Annotated in this window: 17 protein-coding genes; 11 read left to right on the plus strand and 6 right to left on the minus strand. The window is 57.7% G+C overall.

What is annotated here, in order from left to right; genetic code table 11:
• The first annotated feature begins 9 nt into the window (after window positions 1-9).
• Window positions 10-975, plus strand: a complete 966-nt coding sequence (astE, locus tag ABLU50_RS03675) for a succinylglutamate desuccinylase (RefSeq protein ID WP_004203816.1) — start codon at window positions 10-12, stop codon at window positions 973-975.
• Window positions 976-1,318: 343 nt separating this feature from the next.
• Window positions 1,319-1,804, plus strand: coding sequence for an ATP-independent periplasmic protein-refolding chaperone Spy (gene spy, locus ABLU50_RS03680; RefSeq protein ID WP_072096650.1), 486 nt, complete (start codon window positions 1,319-1,321; stop codon window positions 1,802-1,804).
• Between the two features lie 87 nt (window positions 1,805-1,891).
• On the opposite strand, the gene cho is transcribed toward spy, so the two are convergent.
• The gene (cho, locus tag ABLU50_RS03685; RefSeq protein ID WP_348864561.1) at window positions 1,892-2,755 is read right to left on the minus strand and encodes an excinuclease Cho; all 864 of its coding nucleotides are present in this window, start codon (window positions 2,753-2,755) and stop codon (window positions 1,892-1,894) included.
• A 99-nt stretch (window positions 2,756-2,854) separates the two neighbouring features.
• Window positions 2,855-3,682, minus strand: a complete 828-nt coding sequence (gene nadE, locus ABLU50_RS03690) for an ammonia-dependent NAD(+) synthetase (RefSeq protein ID WP_004203821.1) — start codon at window positions 3,680-3,682, stop codon at window positions 2,855-2,857.
• A gap of 282 nt (window positions 3,683-3,964) precedes the next feature.
• Between nadE and osmE the strand changes: the two genes are divergently transcribed.
• The 8 genes from osmE to chbG all read left to right on the plus strand — a co-directional run bounded on the left by osmE (window position 3,965) and on the right by chbG (window position 9,889).
• Window positions 3,965-4,303, plus strand: a complete 339-nt coding sequence (gene osmE, locus ABLU50_RS03695) for an osmotically-inducible lipoprotein OsmE (protein ID WP_004203822.1) — start codon at window positions 3,965-3,967, stop codon at window positions 4,301-4,303.
• 278 nt (window positions 4,304-4,581) lie between these two features.
• Window positions 4,582-4,902 (plus strand): PTS N,N'-diacetylchitobiose transporter subunit IIB, encoded by a 321-nt coding sequence (gene chbB, locus ABLU50_RS03700; RefSeq protein ID WP_002901547.1) that lies wholly within the window; start codon window positions 4,582-4,584, stop codon window positions 4,900-4,902.
• Window positions 4,903-4,921: 19 nt separating this feature from the next.
• On the plus strand, window positions 4,922-5,038 hold the full coding sequence (locus ABLU50_RS03705; protein ID WP_032425961.1) for a hypothetical protein: 117 nt from the start codon (window positions 4,922-4,924) through the stop codon (window positions 5,036-5,038).
• Between the two features lie 11 nt (window positions 5,039-5,049).
• Window positions 5,050-6,408, plus strand: a complete 1,359-nt coding sequence (gene chbC / locus ABLU50_RS03710; protein ID WP_004203823.1) for a PTS N,N'-diacetylchitobiose transporter subunit IIC — start codon at window positions 5,050-5,052, stop codon at window positions 6,406-6,408.
• Between the two features lie 53 nt (window positions 6,409-6,461).
• Complete coding sequence (gene chbA, locus ABLU50_RS03715) at window positions 6,462-6,809, plus strand: PTS N,N'-diacetylchitobiose transporter subunit IIA (protein ID WP_004203824.1); 348 nt, start codon at window positions 6,462-6,464, stop codon at window positions 6,807-6,809.
• 27 nt (window positions 6,810-6,836) lie between these two features.
• Window positions 6,837-7,661 (plus strand): transcriptional regulator ChbR, encoded by an 825-nt coding sequence (gene chbR / locus ABLU50_RS03720; RefSeq protein ID WP_004203825.1) that lies wholly within the window; start codon window positions 6,837-6,839, stop codon window positions 7,659-7,661.
• A gap of 110 nt (window positions 7,662-7,771) precedes the next feature.
• Window positions 7,772-9,118 (plus strand): 6-phospho-beta-glucosidase, encoded by a 1,347-nt coding sequence (locus ABLU50_RS03725; protein WP_087832797.1) that lies wholly within the window; start codon window positions 7,772-7,774, stop codon window positions 9,116-9,118.
• A 12-nt stretch (window positions 9,119-9,130) separates the two neighbouring features.
• Entirely contained in the window at window positions 9,131-9,889 is a 759-nt protein-coding gene (gene chbG / locus ABLU50_RS03730; protein WP_080841124.1) for a chitin disaccharide deacetylase, read from the plus strand.
• A 55-nt stretch (window positions 9,890-9,944) separates the two neighbouring features.
• Here the strand turns inward: chbG and katE are convergent, their stop codons facing one another.
• Window positions 9,945-12,203, minus strand: a complete 2,259-nt coding sequence (gene katE, locus ABLU50_RS03735) for a catalase HPII (RefSeq protein WP_060657057.1) — start codon at window positions 12,201-12,203, stop codon at window positions 9,945-9,947.
• A 190-nt stretch (window positions 12,204-12,393) separates the two neighbouring features.
• Between katE and cedA the strand changes: the two genes are divergently transcribed.
• On the plus strand, window positions 12,394-12,648 hold the full coding sequence (cedA, locus tag ABLU50_RS03740; RefSeq protein ID WP_008807754.1) for a cell division activator CedA: 255 nt from the start codon (window positions 12,394-12,396) through the stop codon (window positions 12,646-12,648).
• 57 nt (window positions 12,649-12,705) lie between these two features.
• On the opposite strand, the gene ABLU50_RS03745 is transcribed toward cedA, so the two are convergent.
• The 3 genes from ABLU50_RS03745 to kduD form a co-directional block, all read right to left on the minus strand.
• The gene (locus ABLU50_RS03745; protein ID WP_017898666.1) at window positions 12,706-14,097 is read right to left on the minus strand and encodes an L-cystine transporter; all 1,392 of its coding nucleotides are present in this window, start codon (window positions 14,095-14,097) and stop codon (window positions 12,706-12,708) included.
• Between the two features lie 136 nt (window positions 14,098-14,233).
• Complete coding sequence (locus tag ABLU50_RS03750; RefSeq protein ID WP_004203834.1) at window positions 14,234-14,824, minus strand: metal-dependent hydrolase; 591 nt, start codon at window positions 14,822-14,824, stop codon at window positions 14,234-14,236.
• Between the two features lie 91 nt (window positions 14,825-14,915).
• Window positions 14,916-15,677, minus strand: a complete 762-nt coding sequence (kduD, locus tag ABLU50_RS03755; protein ID WP_032455866.1) for a 2-dehydro-3-deoxy-D-gluconate 5-dehydrogenase KduD — start codon at window positions 15,675-15,677, stop codon at window positions 14,916-14,918.
• Window positions 15,678-15,708 lie beyond the last annotated feature (31 nt).

Consider the following 15,708-nt stretch of genomic DNA (forward strand, 5'->3'; position numbering starts at 1 on the left):
GGGGGCGCGGTGGAACACTTTCTGGCATTAACCCTGGCGGGGCGATTGCCCCATCACTTTCACGGCGAGACGGCCCATTTCCGCTGGCACTGGCTCGGCGAGGGGATCCTCGAGCTGACGCCGCATGCGCGCTGCGAGCGCGGGCTGGTGCTTTCCTGCGCCATCCATGGCAACGAAACGGCGCCGGTGGAGATTGTCGACCGGCTGGTGCAGCGGCTGGTCCGGGAGGCACTCCCCCTGCGCTGGCGGCTGCTGGTGATCGTCGGTAACCCGCCGGCGCTGCGGGCGAATAAACGCTATCTGCACAGCGATATGAACCGGATGTTTGGCGAGCGCTGGCGGCAGTTCCCGGCCAGCGAGGAGACGCAGCGGGCGCAGCGGCTGGAGCAGGCGGTGGCCCGCTTCTATCGCGACCATGATGGTCCGCGCTGGCACCTCGATCTGCATACCGCGATCCGCGGGTCGCTGCATCCGCGCTTCGGCGTGCTCCCGGCCCGCGATACGCCCTGGGAGGAGGATTTTCTTCACTGGTTGGGCGGCGCCGGGCTGGAGGCGCTGGTGTTTCATCGCCAGCCGGGCGGGACCTTCACCCATTTCAGCTGCGAACGGTTCGCGGCGCTGGCCTGCACTCTTGAACTGGGCAAAGCGCTGCCGTTGGGGGAAAACGATCTAACGCAGTTTGCCGCCGCCGAGGGGGCTATCTCCCGGTTGCTGGTGGGGGATCTGGCCATTGCCGACGCCCCGGCGCCGCTGCGCTACCGGGTGGTGCAGCAGATCACCCGCCATAGCGATGATTTCCGCTTGCATATGGCGGAACAGACGCTGAACTTCACCCCCTTCGCCCCAGGCACGCTGCTGGCGGAGGAGGGGGAGACGCGGTATGTGGTGGGGGCAGAGCCGGAGTATGTTCTGTTTCCCAATCCGGCGGTGGCCAGGGGGCTGCGCGCTGGCCTGATGCTGGAAAAATTATCCTGAGGGCAAGCCGTCCGCCGGGCGGCCTGCTTTATTTCGCGCGTCGTTATTCATCTTCTTATTTTTTCGTGCGCCAGTGTAAATTTGCAGATTATTCCTGGTAAAATGCTTTGTTTTTAATCTCCTCTTCTTTATACTCTCCGTAATTACTCTTCAAAACAGTAAGTTATTTATTTTTTATTGCAATTCTTCCGTCAAATTCCTTATTTTCTCCATAATTGGTGAGAAACCGTTTTTTACACTTTCATTGTTTTACTCTTGCTCTGACTAATTGACGATTAACGTCGTAAAGTTAATCTCGTCAACACGGCAACGCGCCGTAAGAATAACGTAAAGTAAGGATTGAATGATGAAGAAACTCACTGCACTGTTTGTTGCCTCTACTCTGGCTCTGGGCGCGGCTAACCTGGCACACGCCGCCGATACCACCACCGCGCCGAGCGACAGCAAGCCGATGATGATGCATCATAAAGGCGGCCCGGGTCAGCATGACATGATGTTTAAAGGGCTGAACCTGACCGATGCGCAGAAGCAGCAGATCCGCGACATCATGAAGAGCCAGCGCGAAAACATGAAGCGTCCGTCCCTTGACGAACGTCGCGCGATGCACGAGCTGATCGCCAGCGATACCTTCGACAAGGCGAAAGCGGAAGCGCAGATCGATAAGATGGAAGCGCAGCACAAAGCGATGGCGCTGTCCCGCCTGGAAACGCAGAACAAGATCTACAACATTCTGACCCCAGAGCAGAAAAAACAGTTCAATGCCAATTTTGAGAAGCATCTGACAGAACGCAACGCGCCGGCAGGTAAAATGCCTGCACCCGCTGAATAATGTAGCGCACTGAATCAAGACCGCCGGTCTTGCCCAATAATGCCATCAGGCGTTGGGCAGGGCCGGCGGTTTTTTCTTTCTGGTCTTTCAGCCAAGCGGATGCAACGGGTAGTTGCCGCTGAGCAGAGGCTTACAGAGGATTTTGTAACCATCCTGGTCGAATCCGGCGGGCAGGCGGGTCAGCGCAGCGGCCTCTTTGAGCGAGTCGACGGCTCCCAGCCACAGCCAGTTATGAATGACATGATACTGCGTCATATCCGGGCCGCGCTCCTCCAGCGCCACCGGTCCTGCCCACGGCCAGCACACCAGCTGCAGCTTGCTCATCTGCGCCAGCAGACGCTGACGGTGCGCCTCCACGCTCTCCTTTCCACAGCAGGCGCCGGCGCAGCGGCCGAGCGCGGATCGAAAGCAGGCGCGGCCGCGTCTGAGCGGCTCCAGACCGAGCAGGCCGTAACAGAGGCGCTGTTCGTCAGCAAGGCTCTGCAGCATCTGCAGCGCCGCCCGCCGGTTGGCGAACAGACCATAGAGATGCTGCTGGTGCGAGAAATCAACCTCGCGGGCATAGACAATCTGCGGCCGGTCGTCCGCAAGCAGCCAGGCGCAGAGTTGCTTGTTACGCCGTAGCCGCTTGTTAAACAGCGGCTGCTGCTCTTTAATCAACCGCGCCTCCAGCAGCAGCGCTCCCAGCTCGCCAGCGGTGCGCTGCCAGGTGATACGCCGGGACTGACGCAGCATCGCCGCCTCTTCAGGGGTGCGCAGGTGGGAGAGCACCCGGCTGCGGAGGTTGACGCTCTTGCCGATATAGAGCGGCATCGTGTCGCTATCGCCGTGAAACTGATAGACGCCCGGCAGCTTCGGCAGCGCCTCCAGCCACGGGCGAAGGTGTTCGGGATATTCATAGATCGCCGCCGCCTCAAACTCCAGACGCGGGGCAGATTGCTTTCTGGCCACAATAACTCCTGATACTGTCTATCTATCCAGTATAGCAGGCGGTTTTTGCGGCGAAAAGCGCAAAAAATAACCCCGGCGCGGGCCGGGGCGGGGGAGGGACTATTTTTTCCAGAAATCGTCAAAGACAGTGATCGGTGGCCGACGCTTGTGTTCGGTTTTCAGATACCAGCCTTCGATCGTTTTGGCGATGCTGGGGTCCAGCGTTTTGCCTTCCAGATAGTCGTCGATATTCTCATAGGTCACCCCCAGCGCCACTTCATCCGGCAGGGAGGGGCGATCGTCTTCCAGATCGGCGGTCGGTAACTTCTTATACAGATGTTCCGGGCAGCCGAGATGGGCCAGCAGCTGTTTGCCCTGACGTTTGTTCAGCCGGAAGATCGGGTTGATGTCGGTGCCGCCGTCGCCATATTTGGTGAAGAAGCCGGTAATCGCCTCCGCTGCATGGTCGGTGCCGACTACCACCCCTTGGGTCATCCCGGCGATGCTGTACTGGGCTTTCATGCGCTCACGGGCTTTTTCGTTGCCGCGAACGAAGTCGCTCAGTTCGATCCCCGCTTCACGCAGCGCCTGTTCGCTTGCCAGTACCGAGGCTTTGATATTCACCGTCAACACCCGGTCAGGCTGAATAAAGGCGATGGCATCCTGGCAGTCCTGCTCATCCGCCTGCACGCCGTAGGGTAAACGGACGGCGATAAACTGCAGGCTGCTGTCGCCTGTTTCGGCGCGCAGTTCATTGATCGCCATCTGGCACAGTTTCCCCGTTAGGGTCGAGTCCTGGCCGCCGCTGATACCCAGCACCAGCGATTTAATAAAAGGGTAAGTCTGCAGATAGGATTTCAGGAAATCGACGCTGCGACGGATCTCGTCTGCGGCATCAATCTGCGGCTTCGCGCCCAGCGCCTGAATAATCTCTTGTTGTAGCGTCATCGCGCCCTCCGAAAGTGAATCTGTTTGGCAACCTGTTGGCTTAAAGCTACCTCTTTGCCGCTGAAACGACAAGGACCGGGGTTTTGACTGCCGGAAAAGAAGGCAATCAATGACATAGGATTTCATTATAGATGCCACCGCGCAGGAGAAAGCGCCGGTCGGCAGCGGAGAGTCAATCCTGTTTACGTAATAACACACTCAGACATGATTTCGCTGTTCGGCTTGAAAAATAACACTATTCATTCCAGGCTTATCGTTACACAGTGGAAGAGAGGAACCAAAATGAACAAAAGCTTAGCAGGAATACTGGGCGTCACCGTCGCGTTAACCTTACTCGCGGGCTGTACCGCTTACGATCGTACCAAAGACCAGTTTACCCAGCCGGTGGTGAAAGATGTGAAGAAAGGGATGTCGCGTCAGCAGGTGATGCAGATCGCAGGCAAACCTTCAACGGAAGTGACGATGGTCCATGCCCGCGGCACCTGCCAGACCTATATCCTCGGTCAACGAGATGGTAAAGTGGAGACCTACTTTGTGGCCCTCGACGAAACGGGGCACGTGATGAACTCCGGCTACCAGACCTGCGCCGAGTATGATACGGATCCGCGCAACGCTAAGTAAGCGCCCTACTGTTGACTGAGTTGTACGTAAGCCCGACCACTGGTCGGGCTTTTTTGTGAGTCCTGATGCTTATTTAATTGCGCGAATTATTTGGGTGAAAATGTGAGGGTAGTCAAAACCGGAGGTCAATGAGAGACAATTCTGTTCAACAGGGAATTATCACGACGGCTCAGCTTGCCGTATACTCAACCCATAAACAGAATTAACCGGATGTTACCAGTCTTACCGGCTCTCAGCGGTTACTGAAGGCCCTGGTCTCACACATTGAGGAAGCGTTCATGGAAAAGAAACACATTTATCTGTTCTGCTCGGCAGGCATGTCCACGTCACTGCTGGTCTCCAAAATGCGGGCGCAGGCGGAAAAATACGAAGTCCCGGTCATTATTGAAGCCTATCCTGAAACTCTCGCGGGTGAAAAGGGACCGGAAGCCGACGTTGTATTATTAGGGCCACAAATTGCGTATATGTTACCGGAAATTCAGCGCCTGCTGCCAAATAAACCGGTAGAAGTCATCGATTCTCTTCTGTATGGCAAGGTGGATGGTTTAGGGGTATTGAAAGCCGCCGTCGCGGCCATTAAGAAAGCTGCAGCACAATAATTTTAAATTTTAAAACTCGATGTATTTTGACGCCTGGCGGCATTCTGTTGCCGGACGTCAAAAAATAAAGAGTTTATTTTCCCGTCAAAGAGTAATTTCATACATCATCGCCGTAATAGTTTATTGCGGCTTTTAAGGGTATTGACTATGAGTAAAGTGATCGACTCGCTTGAAAAGGTACTCCTTCCTTTTGCAGTGAAAATAGGAAAGCAGCCGCATATTAATGCGATTAAAAATGGATTTATTAAACTCATGCCGTTGACCCTCGCCGGGGCCATGTTTGTATTAATTAACAACGTTTTTCTGAGCTTCGGCGAAGGCTCTTTCTTTTACTCCATGGGCATTCGCCTGGATGCCTCTACCATTGAAACCTTAAACGGTTTTAAGGCTATCGGCGGCAACGTCTATAACGGCACCCTCGGCATTATGTCGCTGATGGCGCCATTCTTTATCGGCTCCGCGCTGGCGGAAGAGCGCAAAGTCGACCCGATGGCCGCTGGCCTGCTGGCGGTAGCGGCCTTCATGACCGTGACCCCGTACAGCGTAGGCGAAGCCTATGCCGTCGGCGCCAACTGGCTGGGCGGGCAGAACATCATCTCCGGTATGATTATCGGTCTGGTCGTCGCGGAACTGTTCACCTTCGTGATCCGTCGCAACTGGGTGATCAGACTGCCGGACAGCGTGCCGGGATCGGTATCGCGCTCTTTCTCTGCGCTGATCCCGGGCTTCTTGATCCTCTCCATCTTCGGCATTATCTCGTGGGCCCTGTCGAGCTACGGCAGCAACTTCCACCAGATCATCATGGACTCCATCTCTACGCCGCTGGCGGCGATGGGCAGCGTGGTCGGCTGGGCATACGTCATCTTTAACTCCCTGCTGTGGTTCTTCGGGGTGCACGGTTCGCTGGCGCTGACCGCGCTGGATAACGGCATCATGACGCCGTGGGCGCTGGAAAACATCGCCCTGTACAACCAGTACGGATCGGTTGATGCGGCGATCGAAGCGGGTAAACAGTTCCACTTCTGGGCCAAGCCGATGCTCGACTCCTACATCCTGCTGGGTGGCTCCGGGGCGACGCTGGGTCTGATTATCGCCATCTTTATCGCTTCCCGCCGCGCTGACCATCGTCAGGTCGCGAAGCTGGCGCTGCCGTCAGGCATCTTCCAGATTAACGAACCGATTCTGTTTGGCCTGCCGATCATCATGAACCCGGTGATGTTCATCCCGTTCGTGCTGGTCCAGCCGATTCTGGCGGCCATTACTCTCGCCGCCTACAGCCTGGGGATTATCCCACCGGTGACCAACCTGGCGCCGTGGACCATGCCAACTGGCCTGGGGGCGTTCTTTAACAGTAACGGCAGTGTCGCCGCTCTGCTGGTCGCCCTGTTCAACCTTGGCGTCTCCACCCTGGTCTACCTGCCGTTTGTGGTGCTGTCGAATAAAGCGCAGACCGTTATCGAGCAGGAAGAGAGCGAAGAAGACATCGCCAACGCACTAAAATTCTGATACCGCGCGGTACGGGCAACGTCCCGTACCGCCTGAGAAATGAGGGAAATATTATGTTTGATCTGGACAACATCGACGCGGTAGAGACCCCGGAAAACGACCTCGAAGAGGTGGTGATGGGGCTGATTATCAACTCCGGCCAAGCGCGTAGTCTGGCCTATGCCGCGCTGAAGCAGGCCAAGCAGGGGGATTTTGCCGCGGCGAAAACGATGATGGAGCAGTCGCGTCAGGCGCTGAGCGAGGCGCATCGGGTGCAGACCCAGCTTATCGAAAGCGACGAGGGCGAGGGGAAAATGAAGGTCAGCCTGGTGCTGGTGCATGCTCAGGATCACCTGATGACCTCCATGCTGGCCCGCGAGCTGGTAGCGGAATTGATTGAGCTGCACGAGAAGGTACAATAGGCCATCGCGACGATGAGGCAGCCCAGGATGATGACCACCGAGATCAGTACCGCCAGAGAACAGCAGTTGTTCAACGGGAAGAACTTCCATGTGGTCATCTATAACAAAACGGAAAGCGTGAGCGGGCTCCACCAGCATGATTACTACGAATTTACCGTCGTATTAACCGGGCGCTATTACCAGGAGATCAATGGTAAACGGGTGCTGCTGGAGCGCGGGGATTTTGTCTTTATCCCGATGGGTTCGCACCACCAGAGCTTCTATGAATTTGGTGCGACGCGCATCCTTAACGTCGGCATCAGCAGGCGCTTCTTTGAGAAACATTATCTGCCGCTGCTGCCGTTTGGCCTGGTGGCGTCGCAGGTCTACGCCGTGCAGAGCGCTTTTCTCGGCTACATTGAGTCGGTCATCGCCTCACTCAATTTTCGCGAAACGGAATTTGACGAATTTATCGAGCTGGTCTCCTTTTATGTCATTAACCGTTTACGTCACTATCGCGAAGAGCCGGTTGCAGACGTCGTCCCGCAATGGTTAAAAAATACCGTTGAGGCTATGCACGATAAACTGGAGTTTGGTGAGAGCGCCCTCGAGAATATGGTTCGGTTATCGGGAAAAACTCAGGAATATTTAACCCGGGCGACCCAGCGCTATTATGGTAAAACGCCGATGCAGATAATTAACGATATCCGTATCAATTTTGCCAAAAAGCAGCTGGAAATTACCAACTATTCGGTGACGGATATTGCCTATGAATCAGGGTACAGCAGCCCGAGCCTGTTTATTAAAACCTTTAAAAAGCTGACCTCGTTTACACCGAGTAGTTATCGAAAACATTTGACCAGTATTAATTAAGCCCAGGCGGTATTAGCCGCCAGGCTTACACCATAACTAATTTAAGTTAACTGTCCGCATTTATGCGGAGAGCGGCCTGCGTCTACACGCAGCGTCTAAGGGAGAAAAAGATGAGCCAGAAATTAAAAGTCGTCACCATTGGCGGCGGTAGCAGCTATACCCCGGAATTACTGGAAGGTTTCCTGAAACGTTATCATGAACTGCCGGTGACAGAGCTGTGGCTGGTGGATGTGGAAGAGGGCCAGGAGAAGCTCGATATTATCCATGCGCTGTGCGAGCGGATGGTGGAAAAAGCCGGCGTGCCGATGAAGGTTTATAAAACGCTGGACCGCCGCGAGGCGCTGCAGGGCGCGGATTTCGTCACTACCCAGCTGCGCGTGGGCCAGCTGAAGGCGCGGGAAAAAGATGAGCGCATCCCGCTGAGCCACGGTTATCTTGGCCAGGAGACCAACGGGGCGGGCGGGCTGTTTAAGGGGCTGCGCACCATCCCGGTGATTTTCGACATCGTGAAAGATGTGCAGGAGATCTGCCCGGACGCGTGGATCATCAACTTCACCAACCCGGCGGGCATGGTCACCGAGGCGGTTTATCGTCACACCAGTTTCAAACGCTTTATCGGGGTGTGCAACATTCCCATCGGCATGAAGATGTTCATCACCGACGTGCTGCAGCTCAGCCCGAGCGATGAGCTGCACATCGACCTGTTCGGTCTGAACCACCTGGTGTTCGTCCGCGACGTGCTGGTTAACGGCGTCTCGCGCTTCGATGAACTGCTGGACGGCGTCGCCTCCGGCCGCCTGACCGCGAACTCGGTAAAAAATATCTTCGACCTGCCGTTCAGCGAAGGGCTGATCCGCTCCCTGCGCCTGATCCCATGCTCCTATCTGCTCTATTACTTTAAGCCAAAAGAGATGCTGGCGATTGAGATGGGCGAGTACTATAAGGGCGGCGCGCGCGCCCAGGTGGTGCAGAAAGTAGAGAAGCAGCTGTTTGAGCTGTATAAAAACCCGGATCTCAAGGTCAAGCCGAAGGAGCTGGAGCAGCGCGGGGGCGCCTATTACTCCGATGCCGCATGCGAAGTGATCAATGCTATCTATAACGATAAGCAGACTGAGCACTATGTGAATATCCCGCATCATGGCCATATCGATAATATCCCGGCGGACTGGGCGGTCGAGATGAGCTGCACCTTAGGTCGCGATGGCGCGAAGCCGACGCCGCGCATCACCCATTTCGACGAGAAGGTGCTGGGGCTTATCTATACCATCAAAGGGTTTGAAGTGGCGGCCAGCCACGCGGCGATCAGCGGCGAGCTGAACGACGTGCTGCTGGCGCTGAACTTAAGCCCGCTGATCCATTCCGATCGTGACGCCGAGCAGCTGGCGAGGGAGATGATTTTGGCCCATGAAAAATGGCTGCCGAACTTTGCGGCGACGATCGAAAAACTGAAAGCGTAACGGGAGCGGCTAATGGAACGCGTATTGATCGTCAATGCCGACGACTTCGGCCTCAGTAAAGGGCAGAACTACGGCATTATCGAGGCCTGCCGCAACGGCGTGGTGACATCGACTACGGCGCTGGTCAACGGCGCGGCTATTGACCACGCCGCCCAGTTGAGCCGCAGTACGCCGGAGCTGGCGGTCGGGATGCACTTTGTGCTGACGCTGGGCGAACCGCTGTCGGCCATGCCGGGGTTAACCCGCGACGGCCGGCTGGGCAAATGGATCTGGCAGCAGGCGGAAGAAGGTAACCTGCCGCTGGAGGAGATTGCCCACGAGCTGGCGTGTCAGTACCGTCGTTTTATCGATCTCTTCGGTCACGAGCCGACGCATCTCGACAGCCATCACCATGTACATATGATCGCCCCGATCTATCCCATCGTCGCGGCTTTTGCCCGCGACAAGGGCATCGCGTTGCGTATCGATCGCCAGGTAGCGGCGCAGAGCGGTCTCGATCAGCAGGCGGCGCGCAGCAGCGCCGGCTTCAGCAGCGAGTTTTACGGGGAAGCCGTCTCTGAGGCGCTGTTCCTGCAGACGCTGGACGCCTCAATCGCCCGCGAGGAGCGCTCTCTGGAGGTGATGTGTCATCCGGCCTTTGTCGACCAGACCATCATGGGCAGCGCCTACTGCTACCCGCGGCTGGGCGAGCTTGATGTGCTGACGTCCGCCTCGCTGAAAGCGGCGGTGGCCGACCGGGGTTATCGCCTGGGAACCTACCGCGACGTGTAAACCCGACGGGGAAAGGAAAGTGAGTCAAGCCCGGCACGGTGTGCCGGGCTTTTTGCTACGCCGGAATAGCGGCGATTTTCGGGCTTCTCGACCACACCCGGTGGGCCGTCATCAGGGCGAGCAGTTTATCTGCCGCCGGGGTGTCGAGAGCATCGGTGACGATGACGCCCTCTTCGCCCTGGGCCGGGACCTGCAGAACCGACGTTAACTGCCGCGCATCGCCTGCCAGCAGGATCGGCTTCAGATGCTTATAGGCCTCCAGCAGGTAGTAGCGCGCGTCGCCGCTCTGGCTCAGGGCGCTGAGATCGCCGCCGGGCACCACCACGGCATCCACCGTCAGCGACGGGGAGCCGGCGAAGGTGCCAGCGATCGGCAGGGGAGAGCCATCGTCGGCGACGACTTCCCCCATCCGCGAATAGAGCAGTTTACTGTGCACGCCCCGGGCCTGTAGCGCCTGCAGGAGATGGACCAGATCCTGCGCCGAGGTACGCTCATTGAGCAGCACCGCCACCACACGACCTTTCACATCCCCTTCGGCATCCGCGTAGAGGCTGAGGGTGGGATCTTTCTCCACGCCGTTGACCGGGGAGGGCAGAGTGAGGCTGCGCTGCTCATCGCTCAGTTCGATACCTAAATTCGCCCCGACCGCTTCCGCCAGCCGGGTATCAATATGGGCCAGGTGATCGACCACCCGCTCGCGGATCCAGGTGCGGACCACTTTGCTAAGCTCGAAGCTGAAGCCATCGATAATATGCTGTTGCTCAATCGGCGTCTGGCTCAGCCAGAACAGACGCGGCTGGGCGTAATATTCGCCGAATGACGGGCTGCGCTGACGGATCTTCTCGCCGTCGACGCGCTCGGCGAGGGACTCAAAACCGCCGCGTTTGGCGGCTGGCGGCGTCTCGCGCGGCCAGTTGTCGTTGATCGAGTTGGGTTCGTAGTTGGCCGGGTTGGTGTCAATCTCCATCCGGTGCATACCGTCGCGCTGGAAGTTGTGATACGGGCAGGTCGGCCGGTTGATCGGGATTTCATGGAAATTCGGTCCGCCGAGGCGGCTTATCTGGGTATCGGTGTAGGAGAAGAGGCGCCCCTGCAGCAGCGGATCGTTGCTGAAATCGATGCCCGGGACGATATGCCCGGGATGGAAGGCCGCCTGTTCGTTTTCGGCAAAGAAGTTGTCCGGGTTGCGGTTGAGGACCATTTTGCCGACCCGTTGCACCGGCACCAGCGCCTCGGGGATCAGCTTGGTGGGATCGAGCAGGTCGAAGTCAAAATCAAATTCATTCTCTTCGGGGATCAGCTGCAGGCCGAGCTCAAATTCCGGGTAGTCCCCGGCTTCAATGGCCTCCCACAGGTCGCGGCGATGAAAATCGGGGTCACGGCCGGTCAGCTTCTGCGCTTCATCCCATACCAGCGACGCCTTGCCGGCGACCGGTTTCCAGTGGAAGCGAACAAAGGTGGCTTTGCCTTCGGCATTGATCAGGCGGAAGGTGTGGATGCCAAAGCCTTCCATGGTGCGATAGCTGCGCGGGATGCCGCGATCGGACATCGCCCACATCACGTTGTGCAGCGTTTCCGGCTGCAGGGAAACATAGTCCCAGAACGTATCGTGAGCGCTTTGTCCCTGGGGAATGGCCCAGTGGGGCTCAGGCTTCACGGCGTGGACAAAGTCGGGAAACTTCAGCGCGTCCTGGATAAAGAAGACCGGGGTATTGTTGCCAACGAGGTCAAAAATCCCCTCATCGGTGTAAAACTTGGTGGCGAAGCCGCGAATATCGCGAACGGTGTCCGCCGACCCCGCGCCGCCCTGCACGGTGGAGAAGCGCACAAAGACCGGGGTGATTTTATCGGCTGCCGAGAGAAAATCGGCTTTGGTCAAGGCTGTCAGGCTTTTGTAGGGCTGGAAGTAGCCGTGGGCCGCTGAGCCGCGGGCATGAACGATACGCTCCGGAATTCGCTCGTGGTCGAAGTGGGTGATCTTCTCCCGCAGAATGAAATCTTCCAGCAGCGTTGGGCCGCGGGTACCGGCGCGCAGCGAGTTCTGATCGTCGGCAATGCGCACGCCCTGGTTAGTGGTCAGCGGATAGTCTTCTCCGCCTTTGCGCTGTGGCTCCAGGGCATCGAGTTTTTTGCTGTGGGTATCAGGCGCTTTCAGGCTGCCAGGGGCGGTTGGTTCAGCGCCAGGGGCGGTGGGTTTCGGCGTGGGGCGCCACTCCCGGTCATCCGGTGCCAGCGAGTCGAGACCCGGCTGCGCTTCCTCGCTGCCGTGGACCGGTGCCTGCTGGTGGTGAGGGTTTGGGTGCTTATCAGACATTGCTCGTCTCCTGCTTTCATTGCTAAAAGTGGTCGTTGATAAACCAAAACCCTTCTAACTATAGAACATTACGCTGCCTACGCCCGGCGAGGGGGCAGGGAGTTATCCTAAAATGCGCATCGGCGGCAGGGGGGCGACGAACGGGGCCACGATCGGCTATGATAGAGGTTTCTGTTTCCCGCTTTGCTTAGTGAATCCATTTGTTATGAAACCATTGCGCCAACAAAATCGCCCTGTCATTAGCTACGTGCCGCGCGTGGAGCCTGCGCCCCCGGAACATGCCGTGAAAATGGACCATTTTCGCGATGTCTGGATTTTGCGCGGGAAGTATGTCGCCTTTCTGCTGATGGGAGAGCATTTTCGCCGTTCACCGGCGTTCAGCGTGCCGGAGTCGGCGCAGCGCTGGGCTAACCAGGTGCGTCAGGAAGGAGAGATTGAAGCCTGAGTCTGCTGCAGAAATAAAAAAACCGCTGATTATCAGCGGTTTTTTTGTGCTTACCGTTTAGCGATGCGCCAGTTCGGCTTCTTCTTCGCTATCGAAAATCGACTTGTCGGTCTGGCGCAGCCACTGGCTGGTCAGCGTCCCGGCGGTCATGGAGCCGTTAACGTTCAGCGCGGTACGTCCCATATCGATCAGCGGCTCGACGGAGATCAGCAGCGCCACGAGGGTTACCGGCAGGCCCATCGCCGGCAGGACGATCAGCGCGGCGAAGGTGGCCCCGCCGCCCACTCCGGCGACGCCCGCCGAGCTGACGGTGACGATGCCCACGAGGGTGGCAATCCACATCGGATCCAGCGGGTTGATGCCTACGGTTGGTGCGACCATCACCGCCAGCATGGCCGGGTAGATACCGGCGCAGCCGTTCTGACCAATGGTGGCGCCAAAGGAGGCGGAGAAGCTGGCAATCGACTCCGGTACGCCGAGACGACGGGTCTGCGCTTCCACGTTCAGCGGAATGGAGGCGGCGCTGGAGCGGCTGGTGAAGGCGAAGGTGATCACCGGCCAGACTTTACGGAAATACTTCAGCGGGCTGACGCCGTTAATCGCCAGCAGCAGGCCGTGGACGATAAACATGATGCCCAGCGCGATGTACGAGGCCACCACGAAGCCGCCAAGCTTGATGATATCCTGCAGATTCGACCCGGCAACCACTTTGGTCATCAGCGCCAGAACGCCGTAAGGGGTCAGCTGCATCACCAGACGAACCAGCTTCATCACCCAGCCCTGCAGGGTATCAATGGCGGTCAGGACGCGCTGGCCTTTTTCCACATCCTCTTTCAGCAGCTTCAGGGCTGCGACGCCGAGGAACGCCGAGAAAATGACGATGCTGATGATCGAGGTCGGGTTAGCCCCGGTCAGGTCAGCAAACGGGTTCTTCGGCACAAAGGAGAGGATCAGCTGCGGGACGCTGAGATCGGCCACTTTACCCACGTAGTTGCTCTGAATGGCGTTCAGACGGGCGGTCTCAGCGCTGCCCTGGACCAGTCCCTCGGCGGTGAGGCCGAACATGTTAGTCACCAGCACGCCAACCAGAGCGGCGATCAGGGTGGTGAACAACAGAGTACCGATGCTCAGGAAGCTGATTTTCCCCAGCTGCGAGGCATTGTGCAGGCGGGCCACCGCGCTAAGGATTGACGCGAAGACCAGCGGCATAACGATCATTTGCAGCAGCTGGACATAACCGTTGCCGACGATATTAAACCACTGGATGGAATCCTTCAGCACCTGGCTGTCAGATCCGTAGATCAGCTGTAGCGCCAGACCAAAGATCACGCCAATCGCCAGGCCGACCAGGACCTTCCTGGCCAGGCTCCACTGTTTATGGCGCGTTTGCCCCAGCGCAAACAACAATACGGCGAACACGACTACGTTCGCTATTAATGGAAAGTTCATCCCCGTTCTCCTGATATTTTTATAACCTGGGCTGGTGGATAACCAGCTCTTATGACCGCAAGGTTAGCAGAAGGCGTTATCAAGGACTTATATTCAAATGGAATGGGTTATAACCAAAAAGGTGTTTTCTGCCGGTTTATCGCCCACTCTGGTGACTTATGAAGCGATTGAAGGTGATCTGCAGGGAATTAATCACCCCGGAAGACCAGCGTATCGCGGTGTTGTCCGCCAGCGTCTGCGGCATCCAGACGGCATAGATGAACAGCGCCATGCATAAGGCGCGCTCCAGCTGGTTGCCTTTGCGCGGCGCAAGGATCGGTAGCCGAAAGCGCCAGCGGCAGGGCCACAGCAGCGGCACCCCGGCTGGGGTGAGCATATCGGCAAGGATGTGGCTGAGATAGCCCAGCACCAGGCCCTGGAGGGCGTCCGCCGGGACAATCCAGCTGTCAGGCACCTTGAGGTAGAATAGCGTCAGCGCACCAAACACCGCCAGCAGGCTGTGGGTGAAGCCGCGGTGGCCAAAGGCCCGCGCCACGGGCTTTGAGATCCAGCTCAGCCGCTGGCCAAGAAACGACTTTGGGTGATCGATGTCCGGCAGCAGGCAGGTCAAGACCGCGGAGGGCACAATATGCCACCAGTCGCCCTGCGCCAGCACCGGCGTTAACTCTGCGTTTTTGGCAAATACTGCGCAGGCGATTGAAAAGAAGAGATGGCCTTCCGCCGTCATGATAACACACCCTAAACTGTCGATTCATACAGTATAGGGTTTTTATACAGTGCACGGAAGAGGTGACGGTGTAACTCTTTGTCACAAATTCTCAGCGCGCCAGCCATCCGCCGTCGACGGCCAGGGTATAGCCGTGAATATAGTCGGCGGCGGACGAGGCGAGAAACACCACCGGCCCCTGCAGGTCATCCGGCACACCCCAGCGACCGGCGGGGATACGCTCAAGGATTGCCTGGTTGCGCTCCTCATCTTCGCGCAGCGCCTGGGTGTTATTGGTGGCCATATACCCGGGCGCAATCGCGTTGACGTTGATACCCTGACCAGCCCATTCGTTAGCCAGCAGGCGGGTCAGCCCCAGCACGCCGCTTTTCGAGGCGGTATAGGAGGGGACGCGGATCCCGCCCTGAAACGAGAGCATCGAGGCGATGTTAACGATTTTCCCGCCTTCACCCTGGCGAATGAACTGCCTGGCGACCGCCTGGCAGAGGAAAAAAACTGCTTTCAGATTCAGATCGATCACCGCATCCCAGTCGCTTTCCGTGAAGGTCAGGGCATCATGGCGGCGGATAATCCCGGCGTTGTTGACCAGAATATCGACCCGGCCCATCGCCGCCACCGCCTGGTCGACCAAAACGGTCATATCATCCTGTTGGCTGAGATCCGCCTGAATGGCATGAAAGCGGCGGCCCAGCGCCTGAACCTGCGCGGCCGTGTCGTGGGGAATTTTGCGGTTGATGCCGACGATATCGCATCCGGCCTGCGCCAGGCCCAGCGTCATTCCCTGTCCCAGGCCGGTATCGCAACCGGTCACGATGGCGACCTTACCCGTCAGGTCGAAGGCGTTCAGTACCATATTCACCTCTGTGTGCTGATCTTCAGGCGTA

Source organism: Klebsiella sp. GG_Kp173 (assembly GCF_040062415.1).
Lineage (GTDB): Bacteria > Pseudomonadota > Gammaproteobacteria > Enterobacterales > Enterobacteriaceae > Klebsiella > Klebsiella quasipneumoniae.